The sequence below is a fragment of the Ruegeria sp. B11 genome, from assembly GCF_056539785.1.
The window spans coordinates 453,008-474,304 of record NZ_JBQFVO010000001.1; the positions used below are offsets into that span (position 1 = coordinate 453,008).

Consider the following 21,297-nt stretch of genomic DNA (forward strand, 5'->3'; position numbering starts at 1 on the left):
CCGCTATTGCACTGGGGCAGGGTCGCCAAAAAAGCCCGCCAAATGTGCAATCTTGCCATCGGCATCGAGACGAATGAAATCATGCCCGGTAACCATAATGGACCCATCGGAAGCAATCATATGCCAGGTGAAGTGGACCACATCATGGTGTGAATTCGGCTCACTGGTCAGCTCAACTCGGCCCTTTGTATCACTCAGAACCGCTCCGATATGGGCATTGAGTTGATCTCTGCCGGAAACTTCTGCAGTTGGATCGACGTAACGACCAGTTTGTGCAAAACACTGCTCAAGAAGGCTCAGTCGCCTTTCGGGATCGGTCGACTGCCATGCCGCACCATAGGCAGCGATAACCTGTTCCAATTCTTGCATAGCCACCTCCGACATTGGATGATCTTGGTTGAGTCTAGCTTAACTAAGCTACGCAAAATTGGATATGCCGAAGAAATTTTGGGGTAAAATAATACCTATTTTATAAGTTATTGTTATTGATAGATATATTATACTTTGCCTGTATTGACCTGCATAACTAGTAGGTCTAAACCCCCTCCATCGAATTCGGGCCGCTCCGCCAAGGGGCGGTCTTTCACATCAAACAGGACTATCCTGCCATGAAAACCTTTTCTGCAACACCTGCAGACATCGACAAGAAATGGATCCTGATCGACGCCGAGGGCGTTGTTCTGGGCCGTCTTGCCTCGATCGTCGCCATGCGCCTGCGTGGCAAGCACAAAGCGTCGTTCACACCCAACATGGACATGGGCGACAATGTCATCGTGATCAACGCTGACAAAATCCAGATGACCGGCAAGAAGCGCGAAGAGAACTTCTACTGGCACACTGGCCACCCGGGCGGCATCAAGTCGCGCACCAAGCAGCAGATCCTCGAGGGTGCACACCCCGAGCGCGTCGTGACCCAAGCGGTCAAGCGCATGCTGCCGGGCAACCGTCTGGCGCGTCAGCAGATGACCAACCTGCGCGTTTATGCTGGTGCCGAGCATCCTCATGAGGCGCAAGCGCCCGAAGTTCTGGACGTTAAGTCCATGAACAAGAAAAACACCCGGAGCTAATGACCGATGGCTGATCAGATCAATACTCTCGAAGAGCTGAGCGCCGTCGCAGGCGTTGAAACCGTGGCCGAAGAAGTTATCGTACGTGAACCCGTACGTGACGAGCTGGGTCGTTCCTACGCCACCGGCAAGCGTAAAGACGCTGTTGCCCGCGTCTGGATCAAGCCGGGTTCCGGCAAGGTCACCGTGAACGGCAAGGATCAGGACAAGTATTTTGCGCGTCCCGTTCTGCAGCTGATCCTGCGCCAGCCGTTCCAGGTTGCTGGTGTGGAAGGTGAGTTCGACGTTGTTGCAACCGTCAAAGGCGGCGGCCTGACCGGTCAGGCCGGTGCGGTCAAGCACGGCATCTCGAAAGCGCTGCAACTGTACGATCCCAACCTGCGTGGCGCTCTGAAAGCCGCTGGCTTCCTGACCCGCGACAGCCGCGTTGTGGAACGTAAGAAATACGGTAAGCGCAAAGCGCGTCGTTCGTTCCAGTTCTCGAAGCGTTAATCGCTGCGGATACCGAATTGGAAAGGGCTCGCAACTGCGAGCCCTTTTTTCTTGGTCGGTTTATTCTTCGTAAACCAGTTTCCACGCACCATTTTCGACGACGCTGACAAATACAGTGTCAGCACCCTGATGGTCATCGGGCCCATATGTGATCTGGTTGCCGACCAACTCATCCATGTAATCCAGAGATTCCATCGCGGCAATGAAGCTATCATGCGTCAGATCAGGACCTGCAGCTTCAAGCGCTTTGACCATCATCTCGGCCGCTGAATAGCCCAGCATTGAAAATCCGACCGGGTCTTCGCCCGTAGCTTCTTTGTATTCAGCAATAAATGCTGCCGGGGCGGGCTCTTCGGCGCGCGCCCAGAGATCCAGCCACGAGGCCGCCGCATAGAAACCGTCGGTCACACCACCGGGCACCTGTGCGACCACGGTTAGGAAGCTGGCCGAGGTGCCGAGAAACTTCATGTCGGTCAGGCCCATTTTCTTGGCCGTTCCAACAACAGTGATTGCCTGACGCACGCCGAGCGCCATCGTGACGATGTCACAACCTTCTTCTTTAAGCTTGCTCAAGGACCCCACGAAATCCGTCTCGTCCGGTTTGTGGGTGGTCTCAGCGCCGAAAGTGATGCCAGCCTCTTCGGCTCCCGCTTTGCTGCCTTCCAGAATTTCCTCACCGAAATCAGTAGGCAGGTACATGGTGCAAACGGTTTGCGATCCAAATTCACCGTTCAGATACTTCACCCCAATCCGAGCTTGATCGTAATAGGTCGAGAACGAGGTGAACTTGTTCTTCATCGGCTCTTGCAGCATTTGCCGCGCGGCGGTCAGAGGGGCGACGTTGGGAATACCTTTCGGGTCCAGCAGCTTGAACCCAGCAACATTCATCGGCGTACCCAGCGACTGCAACATCGCGAAAACCTTGTCACGGTTCAGCAGCTTGTTATAGCCCTGCATCGCGCGTGGCATCTGATAGCCGTTATCCTCGACGACAAAGCGGATCTTGCGGCCATGCACGCCACCCTCGGCGTTGACGCGATCAAAGACCACATTTGCGCCTTTGGTGGCCGGAACGCCCACGGCAGCGAAGATGCCGCTGAGGTCGTTGACTGAGCCAATGACGATCTCGTCATCTGTCACGCCTTGTGTTTGCGCCCAGCTGATCGTGGCGGATGCAGTCAATGCCGTCGCTGCCGCAAGGCCCTTAAATAAGTGTTTCATACTTCTCCTCCCTGTTGGGTCGCCCCTTAACTAATTGTACATATCTTCAATGAGATGTGCGTGTTTCTTTTCCACCAGACCACGTTTGAGTTTCATCGTCGCCGTCAGCTCCTCATCTTCGGCAGTGAGCAACACGTCGATCAGCCGGAAATCCTTGATCTGTTCGACCCGCGCAAAGTCCTTATTGACCGCTGCGATTTCCTCGCCGATCAGCTCCGTCACTTCGGACGCAGCACAAAGGGAAGAAAAGTTCGAGAAGGGGATCTTGCGCTCTTGTGCGAATTTCTCAACGTTTTCCTGATCGATCATGATTAGCGCCGTCAGGTACTTGCGCCGATCCCCGATGATCACCGCGTCCGAGATATACTGGCTGAACTTCAACCCGCTCTCGATCTCTGCGGGCGTGACGTTCTTACCGCCCGCAGTGATGATGATGTCCTTGAGGCGCCCTGTGATGGTGACAAAACCTTCCTCGTCGATATGCCCCATATCCCCGGTGCGCAGCCAGCCGTCGCAGGTGAAGCTTTCGGCTGTTTTGGCATTGTTGCGCCAGTAGCCCTGAAAGACGTTGAGGCCTTTGACCTGAATTTCTCCGTCTTCCGAGATGCGCAGGTCGTTGCCAGGAACGGGTTTCCCAATGGTGCCGATCTTGTTGGCCTCAAGCGTGTTCAGCGCTGCTATGCCGGCGGTTTCAGTCATACCGAAGCCCTCGACAATGGGCACGCCAATTGCCCAATACCACCTGAGCAAATCGGGAGAGATCGGCGCTGCACCAGAGCCGCCTCGGCGGAGACGATCTAAGCCCAGCATCCGGCGCAGGTTACGCAGAACAAGCCGATCCCAAAGCCAGAACTGCATAGCGATCGGTGCTGGAACAGGTTTGCCCGCAAGGATAAATTCAGCGCGCGCCATTCCAGACTTAAGCGCCTGTGCAAAGGCGAAGCGTCCTGTGGGCGTTGCTTCCTTCGCCATGAACATGACCTGCGAGTAGATCTTCTCCCACACGCGCGGGACGGCAGTGAAGGTGGCGGGAGAGACCTCTTGCAGGTTGGAGAACACTGTCTCGGGGCTTTCAGCGAAATTCACAGTAGTCTTCATCGCAAGCGGGTAGTAGATCGACACGTCGCGTTCGAGGATATGACAGAGCGGCAGAAAGCATAGCTGTTCGTCGGTTGATTGGGAGGGCAGGGAATGCGCCCCTGCCTCTATCGCGGCCATGATGTTCTCATGGCTTAGCATGGCGCCTTTGGGATTACCGGTGGTACCTGACGTATATATGAGCAGGGCGGTGTCTTGTGACGTGGTTTCAGCGATTTCTGCTTCGAATGCGCCGGGTTCATCGACCTCAGCCTGTTGCCCCAGAGCATACAAGTCTTCGATCATCATGCAACGCGGATGATCCAGGTCGTGCAGGCCTTCATCCTCAAGGATAATGACCTTGAGCAGATCGGACAGATCCGCCTCGACTTCGAGGAACTTGTCCAACTGCTCTTCATCTTCAACGATCAGAAACCGGCTGCCACTGTCATTGATCAGGTATTTTAACTGGCTGGCCGAATCTGTGGTGTAGACGCCCGAAGCAATCCCTCCGACACACTGGATGCCCATGTCGAACCACGCCCATTCCTTGCGGTCTTCGGACAGGATCGAGACAACCTCGCCACGTTGCAGACCCAGCTTGCGCAGGGCCAGCCCGATCCATTTGGCGTGTTGCCAGTAGTCGGCCCATGAGTAGGATTTCCAGATGCCGAAGTCCTTCTCGCGATGCGCCGTACGCTGTCCCAGTTCGGCACAGCGTTTCTGGAATAGCTCGCATATCGTGACACAGCCATCGACTCGCAGGGGTCTCTGACCGGGCGTAGCGTTGAACTGCACACCGTTGATACTGGTCTGAGGGGGCAGGGGGCTTGCGTCCATCCAGCTCACCTCCACGTCTTTTTGCGTTTCCAGCGACGGTTTTCTCGCGCGCCTTCTTCCTGAACGCCCAGATAGAAGTTCTGAATGTCCTCGGATTGCAGCAAGGTTTCAGCCGCACCATCCATAACGATCCGTCCGATCTCCATTACATAGCCATGATGGGCGAGTTCCAGTGCTGCATTAGCGTTCTGCTCGACCAGCATCATTGTCATGCTCTGTTCGTCATTCAGGCGTTTGAGAATGCCAAAAATCTCTTGCACCAGCAGCGGCGATAGGCCCAGCGAAGGCTCATCCAACAGCATGATACGCGGGTTAGCCATCAGGCCGCGCCCAATCGCCAGCATCTGCTGTTGCCCGCCGGACAGAGTGCCAGCCTCCTGATTGCGGCGGTCTTTCAGCACAGGAAAGTAGGAAAACACCAGATCGCGGTCATGATCGATCTGTCCTTTATCCGACAGGGTATAAGCCCCAAGGTTCAGGTTCTCGTCGACGGTCAAAAGTGGAAAGACCTCGCGTCCCTCGGGCACATGGACGATGCCTTTTTGCACGACCTTGTGAGGTTCCGATCCCTGTATTTGCTGACCGTCAAATGTGATTGAACCTTTTTCGGGATCCATCACGCCTGAGATTGTTTTCATCAGCGTTGTCTTGCCCGCGCCATTTGCGCCCAGGATTGAAACGACCTGCCCTCGATGCACGTCCAATGACACGCCACGAATGGCCATGATCGGGCCATAAAAGCTTTCAACATTGCGAATGCTAAGGATCGGTTGGTTCATGAAGCTTTGCCCAAATAGGCCTCTACCACAGCAGGATGAGATTGAACTTCGGTTGGGGTTCCAAGGGCAAGCTTCGCTCCGTCGGCCATGGCAAGAACCCGGTCGGACACGCCCGAGACCAGACCCATATCGTGCTCTACCATAAGCACGGTAATGCCCATCTGACGCCGGATGTCATCGATCCACCAACGCATATCTGTGGTCTCTTCCACCGATAGGCCCGAGGCGGGTTCATCCAACAGCAGGAGTTTTGGATCGGTGGCCAACGCTCGGGCGACTTCGACCACCTTACGCACGCCATAGGGGAGGCCCGAGATCATCTTGTCACGAAAGGCCTGGAGGTCGAGGAAGTCGATGATCTCTTCAACCTTTTCTCGGTTCTCGATCTCCTGCCTGCGAGCTGAGGGCGAGAACAGAATTTCCGAGATCAGATTGGTTTTGCGGTGCCGGTGGCGCCCGACCAGAAGGTTCTGCAAAACGGTCGCATGTTCGAACAGTTCAATGTTCTGGAATGTCCGCGCGACGCCATAGGCCGCGACACCCGAGGGCTTGATACGCAGCAGATCATGCCCGTCAAAGTGGATCGCCCCTGCATAAGGATCATAGAAGCGCGAAATCAGGTTGAAGACCGTTGATTTGCCGGCGCCGTTGGGACCGACGATGGCGAACACCTCACCTTCTTGCACGTTGAAGGACAGATCATCCACAGCAGTCAGACCGCCGAATTTCAGGGTAACGTTTTCAAACTCCAGCAAGCTCATCTCAGACGCTCCGTCTTGAGATAGGACTTTTGTCGTTTGAACATGTCCTTGCGGTAGAAGGGGAACAGTTCGAACCACGTCCGGATTTTTAGCCATCGACCATACAGACCCATCGGTTCGAACAGGATGAAGGCGATCAGGATCATGCCGAAGATGCCGAATTCGAGCCCCGGAATGGCGACCGTATTGCCGCCAAACAGGGCTGCCGCGTATTCCTTTGAAATCGACAGAAACTGCGGCAGGAAACCGATCACAACTGCGCCCAAAAACGCGCCATGGATCGAACCCAGACCTCCGATAACGATCATCATCAGCAATTGGATGGAAATTACGACGCTGAATGTCTCGTTATTGAACGCCCCAGAGAACATACCCATCAATGCGCCTGCTAGTCCGGTGACGGCGCAGGAGAGGGCGAAAGAGATTGTCTTGGTGCGCGCGATATCCACACCCATCGCCTGCGCTGAGATCTCAGAGTCTCGTACGGCGATGAAGCTGCGGCCCAAGGGCGCGCGCAATAGGTTGACATAGCCCAGTGTCACGATAACGGCGACGGCCAGCACCAGCCAGAAAAACGGGGCCGGGGTGGCCCAACGATCGACCAGATGTCCGAAGATTTCGACACCACCCAGATATTTACCCGCGACACCTCCGGTGACGGGTTCGGCCAGAACGATGATGTCGTCCATGAGCACAGACAGAGCCAGGGTGAAGATCGCAAGATAGATGCCATGCAGGCGCAGGGCAGGAATAGCGACGGTTGCTCCGACGATGCCGGTCAACAGGCCCGCCAACGGGAACGCCAGCAGAAAGGGCACCCCAGCCTCAATCAGGATGACATTGGCATAGCACCCAACGGCCAGAAAGGCGGCATGGCCAAGGCTGGCCTGCCCGGTATAGCCGGTTAGGATCATCAAGCCCAAACCCGCGATGGCCCAGATCAGGACATTAGTCAGTTCCCCAAGATAGAAATCATCCAGCCACCACGGCGCAGCGGCTACGACCGCCAACAGGATCAGATAGAGGCTAAGCTGATAGCCATCCTTCCACGGGCGAATGTCCTGCATATAGTTTGTTTTGAAAACAATCCGCATGCGATCAGACCTTCTTGACCCGCACCTGGCTGAACAGCCCATGCGGTCGAAAGATCAGAACTGCCAGCAACAGCGCATAAGGCGCGATCTGACTGTACCCGGCTGCGATATAGCGGCTGGCAAAGGGCTCGATTACGCCGACGATTAGCCCGCCGGCCAAAGCGCCGGGCAGGCTGCCGAATCCGCCTATCACAGCTGCTGCAAATGCCTTGATTCCCAGAAGCCCAGTTGTGGGATCTACCGAGCCTTTGGCCGCGAACAAAATTCCGGCAATCCCAGCGACAACTCCGGCCAATGCCCAGATTAAGCCCTGAACCCGCTTGACCGGGATCCCCATGTAATATGCCGCCAACTGGTTTTGAGACGCACCTTGCATGGCAAGCCCCAGCTTGGTCTTGCTGAAGAACACATAAAGACCCCAGGTCAGTAGGACGGTGACAACAATCACGGCCACGTCCTCCATCCCCAGCACAAGACCACCGAACCGGATTTCCTTACCAGCCAATGGGTTCTGCAGCGTTTGCGGCTCGTGCCCCCAGATCAGACCAGCTGCAAACCTGATCACAAAGCCCAAGGCGATGGTTAGGATCACCACGGCAGTCTGACTTTCGCCAAAGACGCGGCGGATGATCAGCCGATCGATCAGATACCCAAGTGCGCCCATAATCCCCAGTGAAATCGGTAGCGCCAGCCAGAAGGGCAGCCCCATATATTCCGTATTCGTAAGGCCAATGGTGACAAACGCACCCAGCATCATGAAATCGCCCTGCGCAAAATTCACTGCCTCGGTGGCTTTGTAAATCAGTACAAAGCCAAGGGCGATCAGGCCGTAGACACAACCATTCGCCAGCCCGCTAATCAGCAGCTGTGCGTTATCCAATCTCACCCTCCCTAAGCCGGTTAAGTCCGGCGCTTTGTTCTACTATGGAGTGATTATCACCTTCCCGTCACTCTTTTTCAGAGCATCCGCCAGATTTGGCAGCACTTCTCGTAGCGAAAGCCGTGCGGAAACATCTGTGCGCCAGCGCCCATCTGCAAATCGCGCCTGCACTTCGCTGACAACTCGCATTTGATCAGCCGGGGGTGTGTCCATCATCCAGCGGGTCAGCCAGAAGCCCTCGATCCGTTTGCTCATGAAGATCAACTGGCCCATCTGAGTCAACTTCGGCATTTCCGTACTGAGTTTCCCATAGCAAATCCACCGCGCGCCATTGGGCATCGCGCAGAACACCTGCTCTGACAGTTGGTCGGCAACCGCGTCGAGAAAAACACGAGGTTTCAGATCTGCACTGATCGTGGCAAACCGCGTCGGCGCATCCGTATCGCTGGTCACGACCACCTCTGCCGCACCCAGGCCTTTTAACATCTCGACCGTTTCGGCGCGCCGCACCAGAGCGATCGGTTTCAACCCAAGATCCCGTCCAAGGCTGCACATCAACTTACCAAGCTGGCTGGTGGCGGCAGAGACCACAAAAGCCTCGCCCTCAGCCCGTGCGATATCCACCATCGCCATAGCGGTTAGCGGGTTTACGATCTGCGCCGCCCCGTCTTCATCCGAGATTTCGGGGCGCAAGGGGATACACATCTGGGCCTGCGTCACAACATACTCGGCCCAGGCACCAGAGCCTGCTGCCACAAAGGCCACGCGCTGATCCAGCAGGGCGTCAGCCCCGGTACCGGTGGCAACAACATCTCCGCACCCCTCGAACCCTGCTGCGGCGCCTTTGACCCGCGGCTGACCATATTCCCCTTTGATAAAATGGATATCTGAAGGATTCACCGAGGCAGTGCGCACTTTGATCAACACTTGTGCCGCCTTTGGGACAGGTACAGGCAGTTCAGTCTCCGCTAACCAGTCCGAGGCATTCTCCAGCGTCGGTCCCGTGGCTGTGCCGGAATATCCGTCCTGCGTCTGAACAACGGCAAACATGGTGTCGGGCAGGGTGGTCATCGTTCGATCCTTCTTTGATGCGAGTTCAGCACGAGGCCTTCATCGTCACAATGTAACACACTGACAAAAGGTTTTATTTTTTCAAAACAATCTCAAGAAAGCAATCAAACACGGTGAGCTATGTCAATTGGGTAATGCCGTAAAGTGACGCAAATTAAGTCGCATCCCGACCGGGTGAACCAGCCCTCTTGGGGCTGGTTCTAGAATTGATCACTGCTGCGTCATCAGATTGCGCAGATCCTGTATCTTCGCGACAACCAGCTCAGGCGACGCTTTGATCTCGTCGAGGATCTTGATAACCTGTGTTTTGATGTCCTGAGACAAGGCGCTTTCCTGAACTGACGTGACGATTGCGTCATAGTCGAAATTCTGCGCGGTCAGCATGCCGTCCTGAACCCACGAGTTGAACAGTTCCTGTCCCTGTCCGGCAAGCGCTGCGACCTGATCGCCAGCTGCTGAGGCTGCATCATTGGCCTGCTCGGTCAAAGATGTAGCAGCGTCGCTGGCCTGTTCCGATACCGAAGATGCAGCTTCCGAGGCCTGATCCGCAATCGAGGACGCAGCCTCGGATGCTTGTTCAGTCGCCGCCTCAACGGCATCAGCAGCGCCCTCTTGTATTGCCGAGGCTGCTTCACCAACCGCCTCTGAGGCATCTTCAGCCGCCGATTGCAACTGCTCGGCAGGGGTTGGTTCAGGTTTTGTGGCGAAATAGTAAGCGCCTCCGCCGATAACGGCGATGGCTACGATAAGTAAAAGACGCGACATTGGATGTCTCCTTCAAATGATGTGTCGCTCAGATGGGGTTAAGGTACGTTAAAGCAAAGGGGAAAACACGTGAGTTTGCAGCATATTGCGGGTTTGAGCCACACTGCGCTGATTGACACTGCAGGCAGTGGCAACATCATGCCATCCATTGCAGGAATCGCAACACAAGCAAAGAAACAGCCTTGAAGGATGAATTGATTTATGGCGGAGAGACAGGGATTCGAACCCTGGGTGGGCTTGCACCCACAACGGTTTTCGAGACCGTGTTCTACATCAAAACAGAAGTCCTTGCATTAAGAAACAAGGGCTTTGTGGCGGCAAGATGGGCAGGTTCGGCATAGAAAGCGGGCAGGGGTGTCATAAGAAAGCATTAAAGTGATTTATGGTGAGTGACCTATGTCAGCGGTTGCCGAACGCCCATTGAAGATCCTTAGTGCGGAAGCGGAATTTTTTGGAACCACTCCGCGTGACTTTCTAACACCAAATCTTTTTCGCTCGAAACAGTAGGCTAGGAAAGTAAAGCATTCCAGACGGCACACGTTTCTTGTGTCATTTCAATCAAATGTTCCGCGAAGAACCTCGCGATCAACTTAATGGTGAGTACGGTAACAGTATTCCGCTCCGAGGCTAATCCAGTCAACGAGGTGGTGCCTGCCCGTGCATCCAGACAAAGCTATTATGGCGACCGTTACGCGAGAGTATAGTGTCCAGTGAATCTGGGCCGCGTGCCAACGACCATACAGGTTATTGGGAAATCGATGCCATGACACAGGTCAAAGCTCTCGCAGGTGTTGCGCTCTTTACCGTTATTGGACCGACAACGGGCAGCAATCTGAACAAAGGCGATAGAAGCTCGGGAAAACGCTCCATGCTTGCTATCTAACTGTATTGACGTTGTTTTGGTGTGAGTACACAAAAATAGTTTCTTCTTCACAATGGCTTGACGATCTGAAGCCACCTTTGAAACCGCCCCATGTGCCCACGGCGGCGGCATTCCAGATGAAATATCCCTTACGCATAACCTGTTGTTTGTTGACCTTCCAGCGCGGGAACCGGGCATACAGCCCAAATGAGTCGTAAAGCAAGAATACACGTTTGGGATGGCAGGCATGAAACCGAACAGGGATAGAAAGGCTGTTACGCGACGCGGAGTGATTGCCGCGTTTGCTGCGACAACTCTTTTTCCAGCACCGGCCGTTTGGGCCCAATCGATGACAACCGAGGGGACGCGCCGCAATGTTTCTTCATTCCGCGTTGCTAAATGGCAGGATCACTTTGATACGCTTAAGAATGGTGTGATCCTGTCCGATACACAGTCCAAGGTCCTGCAATATTGGTCAGAAGACGAGAGCGTCTATCGGATGTATCCAACCAGCGTGCCGCTGACGGAAGACCTTACAAGGCTGGGCTACACCACAGTAACTCGCAAGGTTGAGGGGCCATCTTGGCGACCGACACCAGAAATGAAAAAGCGCAACCCCGCTTGGCCCGACTATGTGGGCCCGGGTCCGGAGAATCCTCTGGGGACACACGCACTTTATTTGAGCTGGCAATACTACCGGATCCACGGCACCAACGACACACGCAAGATCGGAAGAAGATCCTCGAATGGCTGCATCGGCTTGTACAATGAGCAGATCGCGGACTTGTTCGAACTGGCCACCGTGGGCACGCAGGTAAAATTGATCTGACCATGGTCAAGATGGCTTTTCTGGACAGGTGCTTAAGCTCGGTAACTGACAACGACGTGAAATAGTAAAATGGATAAACTTACACTCATGATAGGCGGTGTGGCGATCGCAGGTGCCGTCGCAATCGTCTACAATCTAAATCAGCAACCAGCTGGCCATTCGATGACGACACCTGATACGTCGACGCTGGCGTCAGGAGACCCAATCCAAAACGTCAATCTACCGGACCAGCTAAGCGATTTTGCATCAGTCGGCAAAGTGGCATTCGACGCAAAATGCTCGGCGTGCCATGGCGCGAATGCAACTGGTCTGGAAGGCCTTGCACCACCATTAGTGCATAAAATCTATGAACCAAGCCACCATTCGGACGAGGCATTTTACGTGGCCGTCCAGAACGGTGTTCGAGCCCATCATTGGAAGTTTGGTAACATGCCGCCGGTCGATGGTTTAACCCGCGCGGATGTGAAAGGCATCGTGACGTACATAAGAGAGTTGCAGCAAGAAAACGGGATTTTCTGAAGGTGACGAGTCTAGTGAGCACAGCAATTCGTTACTCCATCCTGTCAATTGCGCTGGCTATTGGCGGGCTACTTGTGACGGCCGATTCTGCTCATGCACATGGCGGTGATTCACAGCATGTGATTGACCAAACCGACTCTGCGGACGTCGAACATGTCAAGCAGGGTCATCCCGGGCATTGTCATGGCGGAGCGATCTGCAACGCTGTTGGACTATTTTTGATGGGTCCAACACCGCCTGGTCCCCAAGGCACGGAACGAAGATACTCGATCCCGCGAGCTCAATACCGGGTTCTTAGTATTATCGCGTTTGACCCACCACCGCCGCGTGTCCTGATCTGACGAGTCGAATTGCGCTCAAGATGGGCGCGTCGAAGCAGACGAAAAGGACAAAGAAATGAACTTTCTAAAAATGACTACAGGCGTGGCCCTGGTTTCACTATTTGCGGCGGCCGCCCTGGCGCATGATGGCGCAACCGGCATCGTCAAAGAACGCATGGACGGCATGTCCGCGATGAAGGACAGCATGAAGGTCCTTACACCGATGATGCAGGGGAAAACGCCCTACAATGCGCAAACGGTACGAAGCGAAGCCAAGAAAATCGGAAGCCACGCCGGTGAGAGCATGACTAAGCTGTTTCCAGAGGGATCTGATGGCAAACCCTCGGAGGCCAAATCGCAAATCTGGCAGGATTGGGGTTCCTTTACAGAAATAGCCAGACAGTTGGAAATCTACTCAGAAGGCCTTGCGCGTTCGGCAGACAACGGGCTGATGGCGTCCGGATCGGGTCATGGTTCCGGCATGATGGGCGGCAAATCCATGATGGGAGGTCGCTCCATGATGGGAGGTGGTTCCATGATGGGCAGCGGGATGATGGCTGGCAGTCCAAACTTAGCACAGCTGTCTGAAATGCCGGCAGATGGTGTGTTCATGATGCTGAGCCAGACATGCTCGGCGTGTCACACGCGATTTCGGTCGGAATAGGAATGCATCATGAAGCCGTTAATACGGTTGGGTCTTACTGCCGCCGTTACGGCGTCAGCAGGGTTTGTTGCTGTGATGGCTTGGCCGATTGGCCAGCCCTTACAAGCTCTCGACATTCAAGGTGACGTTAACCGCGGGGCGTATCTGGCAAGGGCAAGCGGCTGTATCGCCTGCCACACAGACTTTGCCAAAGGAGGTGAGCCCTTGGCCGGTGGGGTGGAGTTGGATACCCCGTTCGGCACGCTCTTTTCGCCGAACCTGACCACAGATCCCGATCACGGGATCGGTGATTGGACCATCGAGGAATTTGCCCGCGCGGTACGTCAGGGTGTGTCGCCCGACGGAGAATCCTATTACCCGGCCTTTCCTTATCCGTTCTATGCCAATTTCACGGATCAGGACATCGCCGATCTTTGGGCCGCCTGGCAAACGGTTGCACCGATAGCGGAACCATCAAAAGAGCAGGAAATGGCGTTCCCCTTCAATCAGAGATGGGGTCTGAAGCTGTGGCGCGCGGTATTTTTGGAACCGCCGCGGACCGATCCCGTGCCGGGCAATGATGATGTATGGAACCGGGGCCGGTTACTCGTTGAAGGTGCCACGCATTGTGCCGCCTGTCACACCGGGAGGAACCTGGCTGGCGCAAGAAACTCGGACACGGAACACTTCAAGGGAAGTGACTCTCTGCCGGGCGGTGACAAGGCACCGGCCATCGACTTTGAGACCCTGCAAATGCGTGGGTGGACAGTCGATGATCTGGCCTACGCGTTGCGCACCGGCGTCATGCCTGATGGCGATGTCTTCGGCGGCGCCATGGGAGAGGTCGTAAACTATGGCACCAGTTTTCTGACAGACGATGACCGGAAGGCAATGGCGACCTATCTGCTGGATGTACACGAGGGGGGATAATCCAGTGAGAGATCAAGTATTCTTTGGAAGGAAGTCCTAATGAAGCTCAATCGCAGGCAATTCGTTGCAGGCACGTCGGCACTAATCGCAGTGCCGACTATCGGGAGGGCGGCTACCGCCCCCCGAATAATAGAGGCGCGTTCAGGATTGGCACGTGTTGCCCCCGACAACTATCCGGAGACCGAGATATGGGGATATGATGGCGGTGTTCCGGGCCCTGAAATTCGTGCCCGGCAAGGCGAAACGGTTCGCCGGACACTCCTGAACTCGCTACCTCAGCCTACAGCAATCCATTGGCACGGATTGCGGGTTCCGAACAATATGGACGGGGTGCCGGGCCTTACGCAGGAGGCTGTACCAACCGGCGGCAAATTTCAGTATGACTTGCCTCTGAAGGGCGCGGGGACCTTCTGGTATCACTCTCACAACCAGTCAACGGAACAAGTGGCCAGGGGCCTTTACGGCGCGTTCATCGTCGACGAAACGGACCCGCCGGACACGGACCATGACATCACGATCCTTCTGGATGATTGGCGGTTGGGTAAGGACGCTCAAATAGTAGATGATTTTGGTGCAATGCATGATTGGACCCATGCAGGTCGGATGGGAAACTACGTTCACGCGCGCATATCGCCAATGACCGAAGTTTTGACGAACCAGCGATTGCGAATTCGAATGGTCAACGTGGCAACTGATCGGATCATGTATGTGTCAGTAGGTGGCGCAAACGGGAAACTGGTCGCTTATGATGGCATGCCTGTAAGGCAGCCAGAAGATTTCGAAACACTTGTTTTCGGACCTGCGCAGCGAGCAGATTTGATCGTCGACGTCACAGCGGAATCGAACGAAGCCGTTCAAATAACTCTTCACGAACGCGATGAATCATTTGTTATCGCTGAGATCCCGGTTTCGGGAAGCGGTACATCTGCCAGTCGCGGTGAGATTGAAGCTCTGCCACCCAACCCTGTTTCTTTTCTTGAAGATGTTTCTGACGCCTTAAAGGTTCCATTGGTGATGGAAGGCGGGGCGATGGGCGGACTGCGTCAAGGTACTTACAACGGCCAAGTCATGAGCGCTAATGAGTTGGTTCAGGAAGGACAGATCTGGACATTCAACGGAGTCGCAGGGTTACCCGAAGACCCGCTCGCTTCTGTTTCGCGTGGCGACATAGTCCTTATTCAGATGCAGAACGACACTGTCTTTGCGCACGCCATGCACTTGCACGGGACGCACTTTCAGGAAGTTCTGTCGAACGGGAGCCTGGGACCGTTGCGAGACACGATACTGGTTGACCGGATGGAAACGCGGGAGATTGCGTTCGTTGCGGATAACCCGGGGGACTGGCTGTTTCATTGCCATATGCTGTCGCATCAGGCCGCTGGAATGAAGACCTGGCTGAGCGTGGCGTGATGAACAAGAGCGCGGCGAAATGGGTGTCACTAGCTGCTGTGGTGATCATTGTCGCGGTCGCTGGCTGGGGCCTGAGCGGGCGTGCACAAAACAGTGCATCAGCGGATTCGGCACGTGGTGCAGTTTTGTATGCCGAAAACTGCGCGTCATGCCACGGGGCAGATTTGGAGGGTCAACCAGATTGGCAGACACCTGATCCAGTTGGCGTCTTGCGAGCTCCCCCGCATGACCGAACAGGGCACACCTGGCATCACGGCGACAAGCTGTTGTTCGATTATACAAAACTTGGCGGGTACCAAACTTTGAAGCAGATGGGTGTCACTGACGTCAAAAGCGGTATGCCAGGTTTCGAGTACACTCTGTCGGATCAGGAAATCTGGGACATCCTCGCCTTCATCAAGGAGAGTTGGCCGGATCGGGAACGCAAGCTGCAAGAGCAGCGCACCGAGGCAGAACAAACGGAAGGAAACTGACGTGAAACGATTTTTTGCAGGCTTAATTGCCATCACTATGTCGATTGGTGCTGCTATGGCGAGTGCTGACGAATTGTCTGACTCCGATGTAAAACGGCTGGCTCTGGAAGCCATAATGGAAAACCCCGAAATCATCATGCAGGCGATTCAATTGCTTCAACAGCGCGAAGATCAGGCAAAAGCCGAAGCCATTGGAAACGTCTTGGAAAATCAGCGTGAATTGCTGGAACAGAATCCGAATGCGCCTGTCATCGGAAACCCGGAAGGTAATGTAACCGTAGTCGAGTTTTTTGACTATAACTGCCCATATTGCAAACGCGCGGCCCCGGTCGTGAAAAACGTAATCGCAGGCGATTCCGATGTCCGAGTTGTTTACCGAGAATGGCCCATACTCGGAGAAGGTTCCGACTTCGCGGCACGCGCCGCGCTTGCCTCACGTAATCAGGGAAAATATGAAGAATTTCATTGGGCGCTTATGGCTCTGAACGGTCGTGCCACTGAGGCCAGTGTCCTGAAAGTTGTTCGGGAACTTGGCCTGGACGAGGATCAATTGCGCGCAGACATGGAGGCGCCGGAAGTCGACGCGCATATTCAGGTGTCCATGGAATTGGCCCGGCAGCTTGGCTTCAGTGGCACCCCTTCGTTTGTGATTGGAGATGCGCTTGCCCCGGGTCTGATCGCCGAAGATGAAATGACCCGGCTAATCGAGGCAGTCAGAGACGCAAGATAGAACTAAGGGACGACAGCATTTGCGCTCCTAAACTTCTGTTGCGAAAGTGGCTTCGTATCCCTCGGACTCTGAGCTGCAAGGATATGATCAAGTTGATTGGTGCTTAAGACACGTACCCTGCGGTTTTTCATGTCAAAGTCCAACTGTGCGGAGGAACTTACTGTGTCAATGGCTTTGTCTATAGCTGACTTGCGGTGCCCGCAGCTCATATCCGGGATACTTAGCGTCGTCATGAATGATGAGAAAGAAAGTCAGCCTCATCCCTTGACCTTCCACTTGCTGGAACCCTTATGTTGCCCGTCAGCAGAACATACGTGGTGGCAATATGACTGAAAATTCACATGCGCGGTTCCAGGTTCAGGGTATGAGCTGTGCTTCCTGCGTTGGGCGCGTCGAGCGCGCATTGAAAGATGTGCCAGGGGTAGATGCCGCTTCGGTTAATCTCGCCAGTGAAAGCGTTCAGGTCGATTTCCGCGATCCAGCCGATAAAGCGGCCATTGCTGATGCGTTAAACCGCGCCGGATATCCGGCGCGGACCGCAGAGGTCACGCTGGATATTCAGAACATGTCCTGCGCATCCTGTGTAGGGCGCGTTGAACGAGCCCTGGAAGCCGATGGCGGCGTCTTGTCCGCGTCGGTCAATCTGGCCACTGAAAGTGCAACTGTGCGTTTTGCTGAGGGAGTCACAACACCCGAAGCAATCGCGGCGCTTGCGGCATCTGCCGGCTATCCGGCGAGCCTGCGATCCGCAACGCAGACCGAACCACAAGACCGCAAAGCGGCAGAGATCAGCCATCTGGCGCGGCGAACAAGCTTCGCCGCTTTGCTCGCTTTGCCGGTATTCATTCTCGAAATGGGCTCGCATGTTATTCCGGGCATGCACCACCTGATAGCGAGCACCATCGGCATCCAGAACAGCTATTACCTGCAATTCCTTCTGACCACGATCGTTCTTTTTGGGCCAGGCTTGCAGTTCTACACCAAGGGATTCCCTTCCTTGGTCAGAGGCGCGCCGGACATGAATTCTCTGGTGGCTCTGGGCACTTCGGCGGCCTATGGGTTCTCGCTTATCTCGACCTTTGCGCCGGGTGTTCTTCCGGTCGGAACCGCAAATGTCTACTACGAGGCCGCAGCGGTGATCGTGGTTCTTATATTGCTTGGGCGATTCCTCGAGGCGCGCGCCAAGGGTCGAACTGGTGAAGCGATCCGAAAACTGGTCGGTCTGCAGGCAAAAACAGCGCGAATTGAGCGCGACGGATCGGTTGTCGAGCTACCGATTGAGCAGATTGTTGTAGGTGATATTGTGCACGTTCGACCGGGCGAGAAAATCGCGGTGGATGGTGCCGTAATGACCGGCACGTCATATGTCGATGAAAGCATGATCACCGGAGAGCCGGTTCCCGTCGAAAAAACCGAGGGCGCAACTGTGGTCGGGGGGACCGTAAATGGCGCGGGTGCATTGACGTACCGTGCTGAAAAAATCGGCGCAGACACTATGTTGGCCCAGATCATTCAGATGGTCGAACAAGCACAGGGTGCCAAGCTTCCGATTCAAGGCCTGGTCGACCGCATCACGCTGTGGTTTGTGCCGGTAGTGATCGCAGTGGCCGTTGTGACAGTGCTGGTATGGATGTTGTTCGGACCCGATCCCGCGCTTAGCCTGGCGTTGGTGGCCGGGGTTGCGGTACTGATCATTGCTTGCCCCTGCGCCATGGGGTTGGCCACACCTACTTCCATCATGGTCGGCACTGGCCGCGCTGCCGAGATGGGCGTCCTGTTCCGAAAGGGCGATGCCTTGCAAATGCTGCAGGAAACCACCGTTGTTGCGGTGGACAAGACGGGCACCCTGACCGAAGGGCGTCCGGAGCTGACCGACCTGATTGTGGCCGAAGGAATGACCGAAGACGAGGTTCTGCACCTTGTTGCTGCCGTTGAGGTCACTTCAGAACATCCAATCGCCACAGCCATCGTGCGCGCGGCAGAAACCCGTGGTCTGGAGCTTTCCAAGCCAGAAGACTTCACGTCGATCACCGGTTACGGGGTAAGCGCCTCAGTCGAAGGCCATAAAATCCTGATCGGGGCCGACCGCTTGATGAGTCGCGAAGGGGTAGAAATGGGCGCGTTGTCTGATCGGGGCGCTGAACTCGCAATCAACGGAAAGACTCCACTTTATGCTGCCGTAGACGGGGCTCTCGCGGCCGTAATCGCTGTGGCGGACCCAATCAAAACCACCACGCCGGACGCAATCGAAGCTCTGCACGGGCTGGGCCTGAAAGTAGCGATGATCACCGGTGACAATGCCGCTACTGCCAAATCCATTGCGGCGCAGCTTGGCATCGATCATGTCGTGGCTGAAGTTCTGCCCGAGGGTAAAGTATCCGCGTTACAGGATTTGCGTTCAAATGGCGGAAAACTGGCCTTTGTGGGTGATGGCATCAATGATGCGCCTGCTTTGGCGGCAGCTGACGTAGGAATTGCGATCGGGACAGGCACTGACATTGCCATCGAAGCGGCTGACGTCGTTCTGATGTCAGGCGACCTGACGGGCGTGGTCAATGCCTTCGATATTAGTCAGCGCACCATGCGTAACATCCGCCAAAACCTGTTCTGGGCGTTCGGCTACAACACACTGCTCATACCGGTTGCGGCAGGGGTGCTTTATCCGTTTGGCGGCCCGCTGCTGTCGCCGGTTTTGGCCGCAGGTGCCATGGCGCTGTCCAGCGTATTTGTCCTAACCAATGCGCTGCGGTTGCGCTGGGTAAAGCCGATCAAAGTTGGGCGAGAACAGATCTCGCAGAACACCGAGCAAACGCTGCGTTCAGTGCATGCTGGATAGTATAGGAGAACCGCTGTGAATATCGGAGATGTAGCAGAACGTTCGGGTCTGCCTGCCAAAACCATCCGCTATTACGAGGATATCGGGTTCATCAAACCCAAGCGGAGCCTCAATGGGTATCGCCATTTCGACGAAAAGGAACTGCACAAGCTGGCCTTCATCGGGCGGGCCCGCTCATTGGGCTTTACCATTGAGGATTGTCGTTCACTACTGGCGTTGTACGAGGACAAAGAACGTGCCAGCGCGGACGTGAAAGAAATTGCAAAACAGAATCTGAAAGAGATCGACGATAAGATTTCCGATCTGAAGGCGATGCATGAAACACTGTCTCATCTGATCGAAGAATGCGCTGGCGACCACCGCCCAGACTGTCCAATTCTAAAAAACTTGGGCCAAGCGTAGTTGACCTTGTTGTTTGATCTGCCTCCAAGTTTTGCAATCTTTTTCTTCAGACGTGGCAATCCGCTCTTCTCAAATGCGTGCCGCACTATCAAATGTAGTTTTGTTGGCTTCGGGTCAGCACTAGGGACGGCTTCGGCACAAAAAGCGGGTGGGGGGGGTGTCATAGGAAAGCGTCATAGTGATTAAAGTCGAGTAACCTTTGCCGGCAGTTATCGAAGGCGCATTTAGGTCCCTTAGGGCGGAAAGCACTCCTTACCTCAAGTCCGCACAGCGCAAACTAGACGATAGCAAATTCGGTTATCGTAGTGACCGGCAAACTGCATCAAGAGGTCATTGTCCTAACAGCTTGTTAGTAAGACTTTGGTTTGAAATGTCTGCGTCGTGTATCGGCTTGAAGTTCCATCCTAATGCTCGCATTTAATTTCAAAAAAACAGCGTCATCCAGTAAGAACAGTGGCTAAGCGTTCAACCAACACTCGTTGAACGATTGCAAATCTTGGTGTGTTCGCAATTTCGTCCAGTGCCGCAACCCAGAGCGGAACCTGAATTTCTGGAGTGATGTCGTGAGACTTTCGAAGTCTGGAATCCGCGTCGCCAAAAAAAGTAGGCAAAAACGTTTTGCCGACTCCTGCGGCTGCCATCTGCTGAAGCACCAAAAAACTGTCTGCCCCGCTGATCATTTGGTCAGCACTGACATTCGCTTTTAACCATTTGGCAGGAAGTGAACGGCTTAACGCGCCATCTAGCCTCAACCATTTGCGATTGGGGGAGCCGTCGTCAAAGACTCCGAAAGACAGTGTTCCGGCACGCTGTCCGATCAGACCCTCCCCGAGCTTTATCGATGGGCGCACGGCGATGTCTGCGCTTAACCGGGACAAATCATGGTGACTATTCCCGCTTAGCAAAGTCAGCTTCAGGCCGGGGTAAAGCCGTGCGATCTCATTTAGTATTGAAGGTAGAACAATCTGGCAAAGACTGTCTGTAGATGTAATTCGCACATGGCCCGTAGGGGACTGATTTGCACCGACAATCGCGCGTTCGACCGATAGCACCGCATCTTCGACGCTTTCCATAGCCGACAGAACTGCTCTGGCCTCGGGCAGGGCGGAGTATCCCGAAGGGCTTTTCTGGAAAATCACACAGCTATTGCGCTCTTCGAATGCGGCCACCCTTCGCAACACGGTCGCATGCGTGACGCCCAGTGCCGCTGCCGCTGCATTGAGTGAGCCGTATTTGCTTACGGCGAGCGCGAACCGAATATCATCCCAGTTTTCGTTGTTCATAAATTAACAAGTG

The 21,297-nt window shown here is 54.9% G+C and carries 22 protein-coding genes; 12 read left to right on the forward strand and 10 right to left on the reverse strand.

Going from position 1 to position 21,297, the window contains the following annotated elements:
- Window positions 1-3: 3 nt before the first annotated feature.
- Window positions 4-369: a nuclear transport factor 2 family protein gene (locus ACR0I1_RS02290; RefSeq protein WP_170421555.1), complete on the reverse strand. Its 366-nt coding sequence runs from the start codon at window positions 367-369 to the stop codon at window positions 4-6.
- Window positions 370-608: 239 nt separating this feature from the next.
- Here ACR0I1_RS02290 and rplM point away from each other — a divergent pair, with 239 nt between their 5' ends.
- Window positions 609-1,067, forward strand: a complete 459-nt coding sequence (gene rplM / locus ACR0I1_RS02295) for a 50S ribosomal protein L13 (protein WP_039536983.1) — start codon at window positions 609-611, stop codon at window positions 1,065-1,067.
- Between the two features lie 6 nt (window positions 1,068-1,073).
- Window positions 1,074-1,559 carry a 30S ribosomal protein S9 gene (rpsI, locus tag ACR0I1_RS02300; protein WP_010440030.1) on the forward strand — a complete coding sequence of 162 codons (486 nt, stop codon included), beginning with the start codon at window positions 1,074-1,076 and terminating at the stop codon, window positions 1,557-1,559.
- A 60-nt stretch (window positions 1,560-1,619) separates the two neighbouring features.
- Here the strand turns inward: rpsI and ACR0I1_RS02305 are convergent, their stop codons facing one another.
- The 8 genes from ACR0I1_RS02305 to ACR0I1_RS02340 all read right to left on the reverse strand — a co-directional run bounded on the left by ACR0I1_RS02305 (window position 1,620) and on the right by ACR0I1_RS02340 (window position 10,047).
- On the reverse strand, window positions 1,620-2,780 hold the full coding sequence (locus ACR0I1_RS02305) for an ABC transporter substrate-binding protein (RefSeq protein WP_170595653.1): 1,161 nt from the start codon (window positions 2,778-2,780) through the stop codon (window positions 1,620-1,622).
- A gap of 30 nt (window positions 2,781-2,810) precedes the next feature.
- Complete coding sequence (locus ACR0I1_RS02310) at window positions 2,811-4,697, reverse strand: AMP-dependent synthetase/ligase (protein ID WP_480704780.1); 1,887 nt, start codon at window positions 4,695-4,697, stop codon at window positions 2,811-2,813.
- 5 nt (window positions 4,698-4,702) lie between these two features.
- On the reverse strand, window positions 4,703-5,476 hold the full coding sequence (locus tag ACR0I1_RS02315; protein WP_170405694.1) for an ABC transporter ATP-binding protein: 774 nt from the start codon (window positions 5,474-5,476) through the stop codon (window positions 4,703-4,705).
- Window positions 5,473-6,237, reverse strand: coding sequence for an ABC transporter ATP-binding protein (locus tag ACR0I1_RS02320; protein ID WP_480704782.1), 765 nt, complete (start codon window positions 6,235-6,237; stop codon window positions 5,473-5,475). The genes ACR0I1_RS02315 and ACR0I1_RS02320 overlap by 4 nt, the downstream gene beginning before the upstream one ends.
- The gene (locus ACR0I1_RS02325) at window positions 6,234-7,331 is read right to left on the reverse strand and encodes a branched-chain amino acid ABC transporter permease (RefSeq protein WP_480704784.1); all 1,098 of its coding nucleotides are present in this window, start codon (window positions 7,329-7,331) and stop codon (window positions 6,234-6,236) included. The genes ACR0I1_RS02320 and ACR0I1_RS02325 overlap by 4 nt, the downstream gene beginning before the upstream one ends.
- A 4-nt stretch (window positions 7,332-7,335) precedes the next feature.
- Entirely contained in the window at window positions 7,336-8,211 is an 876-nt protein-coding gene (locus ACR0I1_RS02330) for a branched-chain amino acid ABC transporter permease (RefSeq protein ID WP_170393104.1), read from the reverse strand.
- 42 nt (window positions 8,212-8,253) lie between these two features.
- Window positions 8,254-9,282, reverse strand: coding sequence for an alcohol dehydrogenase catalytic domain-containing protein (locus tag ACR0I1_RS02335; protein ID WP_480704786.1), 1,029 nt, complete (start codon window positions 9,280-9,282; stop codon window positions 8,254-8,256).
- 210 nt (window positions 9,283-9,492) lie between these two features.
- The gene (locus ACR0I1_RS02340) at window positions 9,493-10,047 is read right to left on the reverse strand and encodes a hypothetical protein (RefSeq protein ID WP_170635704.1); all 555 of its coding nucleotides are present in this window, start codon (window positions 10,045-10,047) and stop codon (window positions 9,493-9,495) included.
- A 182-nt stretch (window positions 10,048-10,229) separates the two neighbouring features.
- On the opposite strand from ACR0I1_RS02340, the gene ACR0I1_RS02345 reads away from it, so the two are divergent.
- From ACR0I1_RS02345 to cueR, 10 genes are all read left to right on the forward strand, one after another.
- Entirely contained in the window at window positions 10,230-10,388 is a 159-nt protein-coding gene (locus tag ACR0I1_RS02345; protein WP_170635705.1) for a hypothetical protein, read from the forward strand.
- A 759-nt stretch (window positions 10,389-11,147) separates the two neighbouring features.
- On the forward strand, window positions 11,148-11,738 hold the full coding sequence (locus tag ACR0I1_RS02350) for a L,D-transpeptidase (RefSeq protein ID WP_170635706.1): 591 nt from the start codon (window positions 11,148-11,150) through the stop codon (window positions 11,736-11,738).
- A 69-nt stretch (window positions 11,739-11,807) separates the two neighbouring features.
- Entirely contained in the window at window positions 11,808-12,257 is a 450-nt protein-coding gene (locus tag ACR0I1_RS02355; protein WP_170635707.1) for a c-type cytochrome, read from the forward strand.
- Window positions 12,258-12,653: 396 nt separating this feature from the next.
- Window positions 12,654-13,241: a c-type cytochrome gene (locus ACR0I1_RS02360; RefSeq protein WP_480704790.1), complete on the forward strand. Its 588-nt coding sequence runs from the start codon at window positions 12,654-12,656 to the stop codon at window positions 13,239-13,241.
- 9 nt (window positions 13,242-13,250) lie between these two features.
- On the forward strand, window positions 13,251-14,150 hold the full coding sequence (locus ACR0I1_RS02365) for a c-type cytochrome (RefSeq protein WP_480704792.1): 900 nt from the start codon (window positions 13,251-13,253) through the stop codon (window positions 14,148-14,150).
- A gap of 147 nt (window positions 14,151-14,297) precedes the next feature.
- A complete protein-coding gene (locus ACR0I1_RS02370; RefSeq protein ID WP_480704794.1) occupies window positions 14,298-15,560 on the forward strand; it encodes a multicopper oxidase family protein in 1,263 nt (420 codons plus the stop codon).
- A complete protein-coding gene (locus tag ACR0I1_RS02375; protein ID WP_480704796.1) occupies window positions 15,560-16,033 on the forward strand; it encodes a c-type cytochrome in 474 nt (157 codons plus the stop codon). The genes ACR0I1_RS02370 and ACR0I1_RS02375 overlap by 1 nt, the downstream gene beginning before the upstream one ends.
- Window position 16,034: 1 nt before the next feature.
- Window positions 16,035-16,763 carry a DsbA family protein gene (locus tag ACR0I1_RS02380; protein WP_480704798.1) on the forward strand — a complete coding sequence of 243 codons (729 nt, stop codon included), beginning with the start codon at window positions 16,035-16,037 and terminating at the stop codon, window positions 16,761-16,763.
- A gap of 325 nt (window positions 16,764-17,088) precedes the next feature.
- Window positions 17,089-19,599 (forward strand): heavy metal translocating P-type ATPase, encoded by a 2,511-nt coding sequence (locus ACR0I1_RS02385; protein WP_480704800.1) that lies wholly within the window; start codon window positions 17,089-17,091, stop codon window positions 19,597-19,599.
- A 15-nt stretch (window positions 19,600-19,614) separates the two neighbouring features.
- Window positions 19,615-20,001: a Cu(I)-responsive transcriptional regulator gene (cueR, locus tag ACR0I1_RS02390; protein ID WP_170392471.1), complete on the forward strand. Its 387-nt coding sequence runs from the start codon at window positions 19,615-19,617 to the stop codon at window positions 19,999-20,001.
- A 437-nt stretch (window positions 20,002-20,438) separates the two neighbouring features.
- Here cueR and ACR0I1_RS02395 read toward each other — a convergent pair whose 3' ends face one another.
- Window positions 20,439-21,284, reverse strand: a complete 846-nt coding sequence (locus ACR0I1_RS02395; RefSeq protein ID WP_480704802.1) for a LysR family transcriptional regulator — start codon at window positions 21,282-21,284, stop codon at window positions 20,439-20,441.
- Window positions 21,285-21,297: the final 13 nt, after the last annotated feature.